The 9,230-nt window shown below is 44.7% G+C and carries 9 protein-coding genes and 2 rRNA genes; 2 read left to right on the top strand and 9 right to left on the bottom strand.

Going from position 1 to position 9,230, the window contains the following annotated elements; genetic code table 11:
- Nucleotides 1–8: 8 nt before the first annotated feature.
- The 4 genes from ERX40_RS08825 to ERX40_RS08840 all read right to left on the bottom strand — a co-directional run bounded on the left by ERX40_RS08825 (nucleotide 9) and on the right by ERX40_RS08840 (nucleotide 3,673).
- On the bottom strand, nucleotides 9–698 hold the full coding sequence (locus ERX40_RS08825; protein WP_133418137.1) for a LutC/YkgG family protein: 690 nt from the start codon (nucleotides 696–698) through the stop codon (nucleotides 9–11).
- Nucleotides 698–2,131, bottom strand: coding sequence for a LutB/LldF family L-lactate oxidation iron-sulfur protein (locus ERX40_RS08830; RefSeq protein ID WP_133418138.1), 1,434 nt, complete (start codon nucleotides 2,129–2,131; stop codon nucleotides 698–700). Before ERX40_RS08830 ends, ERX40_RS08825 begins: the two co-directional genes overlap by 1 nt.
- A complete protein-coding gene (locus tag ERX40_RS08835; RefSeq protein ID WP_133418139.1) occupies nucleotides 2,128–2,862 on the bottom strand; it encodes a (Fe-S)-binding protein in 735 nt (244 codons plus the stop codon). Before ERX40_RS08835 ends, ERX40_RS08830 begins: the two co-directional genes overlap by 4 nt.
- A 109-nt stretch (nucleotides 2,863–2,971) precedes the next feature.
- Nucleotides 2,972–3,673, bottom strand: a complete 702-nt coding sequence (locus ERX40_RS08840; protein WP_243713032.1) for a FadR/GntR family transcriptional regulator — start codon at nucleotides 3,671–3,673, stop codon at nucleotides 2,972–2,974.
- A 197-nt stretch (nucleotides 3,674–3,870) separates the two neighbouring features.
- Here ERX40_RS08840 and ERX40_RS08845 point away from each other — a divergent pair, with 197 nt between their 5' ends.
- Nucleotides 3,871–5,142, top strand: a complete 1,272-nt coding sequence (locus ERX40_RS08845) for a pyruvate MFS transporter (protein ID WP_133418141.1) — start codon at nucleotides 3,871–3,873, stop codon at nucleotides 5,140–5,142.
- Between the two features lie 78 nt (nucleotides 5,143–5,220).
- Here ERX40_RS08845 and ERX40_RS08850 read toward each other — a convergent pair whose 3' ends face one another.
- The 3 genes from ERX40_RS08850 to pdxS all read right to left on the bottom strand — a co-directional run bounded on the left by ERX40_RS08850 (nucleotide 5,221) and on the right by pdxS (nucleotide 7,431).
- Entirely contained in the window at nucleotides 5,221–5,874 is a 654-nt protein-coding gene (locus tag ERX40_RS08850) for a nitroreductase family protein (protein WP_133418142.1), read from the bottom strand.
- Between the two features lie 101 nt (nucleotides 5,875–5,975).
- Entirely contained in the window at nucleotides 5,976–6,542 is a 567-nt protein-coding gene (gene pdxT / locus ERX40_RS08855) for a pyridoxal 5'-phosphate synthase glutaminase subunit PdxT (RefSeq protein WP_133418150.1), read from the bottom strand.
- Nucleotide 6,543: 1 nt separating this feature from the next.
- On the bottom strand, nucleotides 6,544–7,431 hold the full coding sequence (gene pdxS / locus ERX40_RS08860) for a pyridoxal 5'-phosphate synthase lyase subunit PdxS (protein WP_133418143.1): 888 nt from the start codon (nucleotides 7,429–7,431) through the stop codon (nucleotides 6,544–6,546).
- A gap of 101 nt (nucleotides 7,432–7,532) precedes the next feature.
- On the opposite strand from pdxS, the gene pdxR reads away from it, so the two are divergent.
- On the top strand, nucleotides 7,533–8,897 hold the full coding sequence (gene pdxR, locus ERX40_RS08865) for a MocR-like pyridoxine biosynthesis transcription factor PdxR (RefSeq protein ID WP_133418144.1): 1,365 nt from the start codon (nucleotides 7,533–7,535) through the stop codon (nucleotides 8,895–8,897).
- Between the two features lie 17 nt (nucleotides 8,898–8,914).
- On the opposite strand, the gene rrf is transcribed toward pdxR, so the two are convergent.
- Nucleotides 8,915–9,029 (bottom strand): 5S ribosomal RNA (rrf, locus tag ERX40_RS08870).
- Nucleotides 9,030–9,105: 76 nt separating this feature from the next.
- Nucleotides 9,106–9,230 (bottom strand): 23S ribosomal RNA (locus tag ERX40_RS08875); the annotation flags it as partial.

The raw sequence follows: 9,230 nt of genomic DNA on the forward strand, positions 1-9,230 counted from the left end.
ATTTTTTATTAGTAGTCTTCTACTATGATATAGGTCGCTTTGATCGGGCCATGGACGCCGACCACGAGTTTCATCTCGATATCAGCAGAGTTAGACGGCCCTGTGATCATGTTGATACAAGTCGGAAAGTCCGCATCCTGATTCATGAGGTTCATCTGTTCAGCTGCCTGAGTGAATCTCGGGACAATAGTGGACTTAGGAATAATCGCTACATAGGCAGCAGGTAGCAGACTGACACTTCTACCTTTCCCTTTGTCAGCATAGAGCACGACTGTAGCACTTTCTGCTAACGTCGCATCGCTGAAGGTGATACCGATATTCGCCCGTTCTGCGACTTCAATATTCTCTGCACCTTTCGCTTCATCCCAGATAAATGTATCGAAGCGCTTTAAATCAATGCCCAGTTCATCAAAACGTGAATCATTCCAGGCAATCACTTCCCCGCCCCCGTAGTTTTCAACAACTTGTGCAAGTGCTGTATTAAGGTCCGCAGCTGTCGTCTGTACCACATCAGTATGGATGTTCACACTGTGCTGCTTCATCACTTCCACTAATTCATCCTGTGATAAACCGCTCAGTGTCTTATCCTGTGGTCTGAAGTGCCAGTCAGGTTTTGTGACTGACGAAGGGACAGGGCGGTTTAAGTGCTGAGTAATATTCTTCAGAAAACGATCTTTGTTATAGATTTTTCCAGTCATTAGTCTTTACCTCTTTTCAGGCGGTTTTTCATCCAGTCCCTGAAGTTCTCTTCATCCGGCATCGGAAAATCCCTTGTATCCGTCCAGGCATGAAGAGGCTTCGGCCCTTTTGTAAGCATATGTGCTTCTTTATTTTCAAAAGGAGCCATTAAGGAAGGAGCCATCTTCGTGCCATATTTAAACAGCGTAGGTTGGCCCGCTCCTATGCCGAATCCTTTCATAACGAGTCGCTCTGCTACCGGTGTCATCTTTTTCTCTTCGACGATCACCTGACGATGTTTCAATAGTAGATCATGTAACGGGATTTTGACGGGACAGGCTTCTGTGCAGGCACCGCATAAGGTTGAGGCATAAGGCAGTTCACTGTAGTCCTCATAGCCACCGAGTAACGGTGACAGGACGGCACCGACCGGGCCAGGATAGATCGAACCATATGAATGGCCACCGACCTGGCGATAGACCGGACAGACATTGACACAGGCTGCACATCTGATGCACTGCAGAATAGACTGGAACTGGGTGCCGAGAATCTTCGACCGGCCATTATCGACAATGACGAGATGGAATTCTTCCGGTCCATCGATTTCGTCTTCTGCCCGCGGCCCTGTCAAGGTGGTTACATAACTCGTCAGACGCTGACCGACGGCACTTCTTGTCAGCATCGAAACGAGGACCTCCAGTTCTGTATGAGAGGGCACAATTCGTTCCATCCCCATCACGGTGATCTGTGTCTTCGGTAATGTCGTCACCATTCGGGCATTTCCTTCGTTTGTCACAAGCGTGAAAGAACCACTTTCAGCTACCGCAAAGTTACAGCCTGTTATTCCCACATCCGCACTCAGGAATTCTTCTCTGAGTTTCTGACGGGCAAATAATGCCAGATCTTCAGGCTGTGACGTCCGCTCGTAACCCAGCTTGTCATGGAACACAGCACGAATCTGCTCTTTGTTTTTATGAAGGGCCGGTGCCACAATATGTGACGGCGGATCATGGTCATCCACCTGCAGTATATATTCTCCTAGATCTGTTTCAACTACTGAGCAGCCTACCGCTTCCATCGCCTGATTCAGTCCAATTTCCTCTGTGACCATCGACTTCGATTTTGCTATCTTTTTTGCCTTCTTATCTTTCAGCACCTGCTGAACATACTGATTTGCTTCTTCAGCGGTTTCCGCAAAGAAGACGTGTCCGCCGCGCTTACTGACATTTTCAGCCAGCATATCCAGATAATAATCCAAGTTCTCAAGCGTGTGCTGTCTGATTTCCTCGGAATGACTGCGCCATTCTTCCCAGTTGCCGAGTTCAACCTGTGATTTCAGCTTACGCTCACGCAGACGGTCCTGCGCACTTGAGACAGCACTACGCATAAATGTATCCTTAAGTTCCGTTTTCACCGCTTTTTTGAATGTTTCTTCGCCTATTTTCATACTCATGATGTCACAGCCTCCACTTGATTATTGAGGATCTCAACAATATGCACGACTTTGACATCAGCACCCCGACGTTTCAGCCGACCTTCGATGTTCATCAGACAGCTCGAATCGCCGCCTACCAGATAATCTGCGCCGCTTGCCAGGATACAGTCTACTTTTTCATCCACCATCTCACCTGATACATCATTCATTTTAACGGCGAATGTCCCTCCAAAACCGCAGCAGTTATAGTAATGCGGCAGCTCTATTACTTCTAGACCTTCGACTTCTGCCAGTAAAGCGCCCGGTGCAGTGACATTCCCCAGTAAACGCGTCATATGGCAGGATGGATGAATCGTTGCCTTACCTGTCAGCTTTGCACCTACATCCGTCACACCTAATACATCTACAATAAACTGCGTGATTTCATATGATTTATCTGCCAGTTTCTGTGCGCGTTCATGCCATGCTGCATCATCTTCAAAAAGTGCAGGATAATGCTTGAACATGGTGATACACGAACCCGAGGGTCCCACCACCACTTCCGATTTTTCAAATGCTTTGATCATATTTTTAGCTGCTTTTTTCGATTCCTGTACATAACCTGAGTTATAGGCAGGCTGACCACAACAGACTTGTGCAGCCGGAAAATCGATTTCACACCCCAGTTTTTCTAATAGCTCAACGCTTGCGATTCCTACTTTTTTCTCAAAAACATCAACAAGACATGTACTGAATAGACTGACTTTCATCCTCTTCACCCTTTCTTCACTCTATGCCCAGTAGAGTACTCGGTAGTCATCCGATGACTGTATGAGTATAGATACAAGTTTAGGTTAAGCCAGACAATTTTGCAACCGCTTAATCAATACTCAGATGGCTGACTAATACATCCTCTACCTCATCCAGATGTGCCGTCATATGGCTGATTGCTGCATCCGGATTCTTATCTGCGATCGCTTCGTAGATTTCAAGATGCTCATGATAGAGCTTCTCAATAGTCTTCGCTTTATTGTAAAGCCATATTTTACGCGTTTCTTTCATAGCCGTCTTCATCACATCTGAGACATCGGAGAGGAGCTTCTTCAGAAGATTATTGTTTGCCGCTTCAGCGATCGCCATATGAAAGTCGAGATCACTTTTCTCACCCAGCTCATTCTCTTCAATAGCCAGTCGCATACTTTCAAGCGCTGACTCAATAGTTTTAAGTTGTTCAGGTGTTCGTTTGACTGCCGCTATTCTCACGGCGCCTACTTCAATGATTTTACGGACTTCCAGCAGTTCAACGATGTCCTGTCGTTTAAATACAGCCATTTCAGCCGTGAATGCCTTGGGCTGATTTGATTTGATAAAGGTACCTTCACCATGCCTGATATCGACTAGACCCATTACCCTCAGTGCATTCATCGCTTCGCGAATGGAAGCCTGGCCCACACCATATTCAGCTGCAAGACTTTGAATAGACGGCAGTCTTTCTCCTTCTTTCAGCTGTCCTTTTCTAATATTGTCGCTGATAACATCAGCAATCTCTTCATACAGTTTCTTTTTTTCGATACGTGCCAAGTGTACGACCTCCGGTTTTTTATATGCATTCATTATAACAATGCCCTCTCTTAAAAAGATAAAGTATGTGCTGAAAACTGGAAGAATTTTATTATTGAATATTCGGAAAATAAATGATTGAAAGCGCTTTTTCGTTATGATAATATTGAGAGGCAACTCACTTGGTCATCAGATGACTATATGATTATGGAGGGTATATGACTACAAAACCAACTAAAATTCGCTGGTATTTTATGATTGCATTTTTTATTATTGGGGTCATCGCTTACATGGACCGGTCAAACATCTCAATTATTGCGGGTCCGATGATGGAAGATCTGAATATGAACAAGACTCAGTTCGGTCTCCTCGCTTCATTTTTCTCGCTCGGCTATGCACTGATGCAGGTGCCGGCCGGTATAATGGCTGAAAGATTCGGTCCTAAGAAGATGCTGACTATCGCGTTGGTCTGGTGGAGCGCATTCACCATCCTGACCGGACTTGTCAAAAATCATGGCCTGCTCTATGCTGTCAGATTTTTATTCGGTGTAGGTGAAGGTCCGATGTATCCATCTAATGCTGTCTTCAATACATATTGGTTCCGTAAGACTGAAAAAGGCCGTGCATCCAGCGCACTTCTTGCCGGCAGTTATTTCGGACCGGTTCTTGCCCCGTTCGTGACCATCGCTATCACGCAGGCGTTCGGCTGGCAAGCTGTCTTTATTATCTTCGGTCTTATCGGGATATTAATCGCTTTACTATGGGCGGTTATCGCTAAAGATCTGCCAGAACACCATAAATGGGTGAATGAGGCCGAGAGAGAACTCATTATGGCTGAACGTGACACAGTGTCAACGACGAAGACATCTGCACCTTGGCGTCAGTTCTTCGGTCAGTTCAGTTTCTATGCAATTGCTGCACAATATTTCGTTGTTCAGTTCGTCATTTCATTATTTCTGATCTGGCTGCCCACTTACCTGGCAGAAGAACATCATGTTCAACTGAAAGATATGGGAACATTCGCTGCTATCCCTTGGCTTGCGATGTTTATCCTCATTCTTTCCGGTGGTACAATCTCAGATAAGATCATCTCCAGCGGCTATTCTAAATTTGCCGGTCGGGGTATTATTGCAATCACCGGTTTCATTATTTTCTGTGTGGCACTCTATCTGTCACTTATGGCAAAAGATGTTCACGTGGCCATCGTCTGGTTCTCATTATGTCTCGGCGGTATCGGACTATCCATGGGTATGAGCTGGGCAGCGGCAACTGACCTCGGTCGTAACTTCTCTGGAACTGTCTCCGGCTGGATGAATTTATGGGGGAATATCGGTGCCTTACTTAGCCCTATTCTCTGTGGTTACCTCGCTGATAGAATCGGCTGGAACAATACGTTGATGCTGACTATCATACCGGTTATAATCGCCATTATCATGTGGTTCTTTGTGAAGCCGGATAAACCATTAGTCACTGAAGAGAAAATAGTATAAAATAAAAAACTCAAGCAGATGTGCAGTGACCCTAAAAATTCCAACTCTCTGGGTTCACTACACTGCCTGAGTTTTTTTCTATTTTCCGATATTTCCTTCTGCATCACCATGATTATAAGCAACAATCTCTTCAACTTCATGACGACTGCTGTCATGCGGTTCTTTTACGCCTTTACCGATAGCGATGAACATGACAGGTACATAGCGTTCTTTGTTGAGGGATAAAGCATCCATGACTTCATCTCGTTCGAAGCCACCGATCGGATTCGTATCATAGCCTCGGTCTTTAGCAATCAGCATCAGCTGCATGGCCGCCAGGTTCGCATCCATCATACCCTGTACTTTAATATAGCTGTCCGTTGCACTGGACAGCGCTCCTTTAAGCGCTGCGACATTCGTTGTCATCACTTCCTGCGGCATGTAGCCAAGGTCAACACTCTTAGCATATATACGTTCTATATCCTGAACATGAGTATTATCAGACAGCACGAGTATAAAGGCTGCGCTCGATTCAAGCTGCCGGGTATTGAAACGGACCAGGTCCTTGATAGCTGCCTTCGCTTCGTCTGATTCCACTATAACAAAACGCCACGGCTGTAGATTGACTGATGAAGGTGCTTCTGCTGCCAGTTTAATTATTTCCATCATTTCTTCACGCGGAATTTTGATATTCGGATCAAATTCTTTGACTGATTTTCTCGTTTTTATTGCCTCTATAAGTGAAAGACTCATTCTTAAAAACCCCCTTTAATATAATGATGAATTATAGCAGAATAGCTATCTTGCTACCATTAACCCGCTCATCAAAAAAACGCCGACATCAGTCGACGTTTCTATTTATTTTTCGCAACCATCTCTTCGATGAAATACTTCATAATCTTATGGTCAGCTGTGAGTTCAGGATGGAATGAAACACCTAGATATTTATCTTGTTTTACCGCGACCATCTTATCTTCCACTTCACTCAGCACTTCTACATTGCTCTCAACTGACGTAATATGCGGCGCACGGATGAAGACGGCATTCACCTGTTCTTCTATTCCCTTCACATCTAAGTCAGCTTCAAAGCTGTCGACTTGACGTCCGAAAGAGTTACGTTCTACTTTAATATTCATCTTCTTCAGATGCCCGTCATCGTAACCTTCTATTTCGTCTGCCAGTAGAATCAGGCCAGCACAAGTCCCGTACATCGGCAGTTCACTCTGGCGTAGTGCCTCCGTAAACCCGTAAAGGTCCATCAGACGACGCATCGTCGTTGATTCGCCGCCCGGCAGCACTAAGCCATCAATTTCTGACAGCTCTTCTACACGCTTCACGGCAATCCCCGTATGACCGCTCTGCTCAATCTGCTTTAAGTGCTCACGGACCGCGCCCTGCAGTGCGAGTACACCGATTTTCATCCTACCAGCCACGTTCCTGCATTCTTTCTTCAAGAGAAAGTGTATTGATATCGAGACCTTTCATTGCTGCGCCGAGTTCTTTAGAGAGTTCTCCGATTAATTGATAGTCCTGATAATGCGTTGTCGCCTGTACGATTGCTTTCGCAAACTTCTCAGGTGACTCTGATTTGAAGATACCTGAACCAACGAAGACTCCGTCAGCACCGAGTTCCATCATTAACGCCGCATCAGCTGGCGTTGCTACGCCGCCTGCTGCAAAGTTGACAACTGGTAATTTACCCAGCGCTTTGATTTCTTTTAATACTTCGTAAGGTGCACCGAGTAATTTCGCTTCAGTCATGATTTCATCATCATTCATAACAGAGAGTTTACGTACCTGTGCATTAACTTTACGTAAGTGACGGACCGCTTCCACGATATTACCTGTGCCTGGTTCACCTTTCGTACGTAACATGGCAGCCCCTTCACCGATACGACGCGCTGCCTCACCTAAGTCGCGGCAGCCGCAGACGAAAGGAACTGTGAACTCATCTTTCTTTAAGTGGAACTCTTCATCAGCCGGTGTCAGAACTTCTGATTCATCGATATAATCCACGCCCATCGCTTCTAAGACACGCGCTTCAGTGATGTGTCCGATACGGCCTTTTGCCATAACAGGAATAGACACTGCATTCATTACTTCTTCAACGATACGTGGATCCGCCATACGCGCAACTCCACCTGCTTTACGGATGTCACTTGGTACACGTTCTAAGGCCATAACTGCGACAGCTCCTGCTGCCTCAGCCAGTTTCGCCTGTTCCGCATTGACAACGTCCATGATGACGCCGCCCTTCTGCATTTCTGCCATACCACGCTTAACTTTATCTGAACCAATGATTTTAGACATACTATACACTCCTTTAAATTCGCTTCACCTATAAATCTAACGAATAAACTGGTATTATAAAAGTATCAGTTTTAATAAAAATTAAGAGGTCAGTGATTGAGATGGAAACCCTTACATATAAATTCACAGAAGATAGTTTTCTCTACCAGCAGCTCTACCAGTTCATTAAGGATGATATTCTGACAGGCCGGCTATCACACGATGAGAAACTTCCTTCAAAAAGAAAACTGAGCCAGCACTTAAATCTCAGTCAGACTACAATAGAGATCGCTTATCAGCAGCTGCAGGACGAAGGCTTCATTTATTCAAAACCAAAAGTAGGTTATTTTGTTGAAACGATTGAAACATTGAATAAGGCACCTGAAAATACCATCAGCCTTATCTCTCCTAAAGAGGAAACAGCTAGACCGACATTTAAAATAGAGGATAGTCATCAGACAAGTTTTCCTTATCACCTGTTCAGAAAGTATGCGAAAGAAGCATTCGAATCTGAAATGAGTGAACTGCTGGACCGGGGACATCCGCAGGGTGAAGATGCTCTAAGAGAACAGATACGGCGCTATCTTTATCATTCACGCGGTGTCAGCTGCACTAATGAGCAGATTATCGTGGGCAGTTCCACTGAGCAGCTTTTTACTCTGGTGACCCGCTTGTTACCCGGTGCTGTTTATCAGATTGAAGACCCGGGATATCCTCTTATCCGTAAAGTCCTTCACTACGAACAGAAGTCTTATATTCCGATAGAAGTAGATGAAGAAGGTATTATCGTCAAGTCACTTCATAAAAAAGCAAATGTCGTTCATGTCACACCGAGTCATCAGTTTCCGACCGGTGCTGTCCTGTCAGCTAAAAGGAGAACCGAACTTCTCAAATGGACCTTGAAAAAAGACCGCTATATTATCGAAGACGATTATGACAGTGAATTCAGATATAAAGGCCGCCCCTTAAAAGCTCTACAGGGACTGGACTCTCATCAGAAAGTCATCTATATGAGCACTTTCTCCAAATCCATCTTTCCAAGTATACGTGTCGCTTATCTTGTGCTGCCGGAACCCTTAATGCTGAAATATCACGAACTTGCTCATAAGCCGAATATCACTGTACCCAGACATATTCAGTACATAATAGCTCAATTCATGCAGTCCGGGGAGTTTGAACGAAATATTAACCGGACCCGTAAAATCTATAAAAAGAAACTCGATATTGTCGTGGAAACCTTGAAACCATTCGAAGATTATCTGACCATCAGCGGTGAACAGGCAGGTATGCACTGTGTGCTTGAATTCAAGCAGCCCATCGCTAAACCAGATGGAATCAATATCAGTCTTATCAGTGATTATGCAGAAAAAAATCATAAGAAATACCGTCAACAGCTTATCTTAGGCTATGGCGGTATAGAAGATTGTTCGATTAAACATGAAATTCAGCATCTGATGAATAAAATCATACAAAAAAAAGAGACCTGACAGGTCTCTTTCTATTTGCCCGGCAACGTCCTACTCTCGCGGAACGTAAGTCCAACTACCATCGGCGCTAGAGAGCTTAACTTCTGTGTTCGGTATGGGAACAGGTGTGACCTCTCTGCCATCGTCACCAGACAAATTGAGAATATACTCTCAAAACTAGATAAGTAAGAAGAAGTGATTGACAAGCGAGACCGATAAAAAATCTTTTTTGATTAAGTCTTCGATCGATTAGTATTCGTCAGCTCCACACATTACTGTGCTTCCACCTCGAACCTATTGACCTCATCATCTCTGAGGGATCTTATAACCGAAGTTGGGAAATCTCATCTTGAG

This window comes from Macrococcus carouselicus (assembly GCF_004359515.1).
In the GTDB taxonomy this organism is placed as follows: Bacteria; Bacillota; Bacilli; order Staphylococcales; family Staphylococcaceae; genus Macrococcus; species Macrococcus carouselicus.

Excerpts from the sequence above, each read along its gene's own strand:
- ERX40_RS08825 (WP_133418137.1), bottom strand. The coding sequence starts at position 698 with ATGACTGGAAAAATCTATAACAAAGATCGTTTTCTGAAGAATATTACT.
- ERX40_RS08835 (WP_133418139.1), bottom strand. The coding sequence starts at position 2,862 with ATGAAAGTCAGTCTATTCAGTACATGTCTTGTTGATGTTTTTGAGAAA.
- pdxT (WP_133418150.1), bottom strand. The coding sequence starts at position 6,542 with ATGAAAATCGGTGTACTCGCACTGCAGGGCGCGGTCCGTGAGCACTTA.
- pdxR (WP_133418144.1), top strand. The coding sequence starts at position 7,533 with ATGGAAACCCTTACATATAAATTCACAGAAGATAGTTTTCTCTACCAG.
- ERX40_RS08845 (WP_133418141.1), top strand. The coding sequence starts at position 3,871 with ATGACTACAAAACCAACTAAAATTCGCTGGTATTTTATGATTGCATTT.
- pdxS (WP_133418143.1), bottom strand. The coding sequence starts at position 7,431 with ATGTCTAAAATCATTGGTTCAGATAAAGTTAAGCGTGGTATGGCAGAA.
- ERX40_RS08850 (WP_133418142.1), bottom strand. The coding sequence starts at position 5,874 with ATGAGTCTTTCACTTATAGAGGCAATAAAAACGAGAAAATCAGTCAAA.
- ERX40_RS08830 (WP_133418138.1), bottom strand. The coding sequence starts at position 2,131 with ATGAGTATGAAAATAGGCGAAGAAACATTCAAAAAAGCGGTGAAAACG.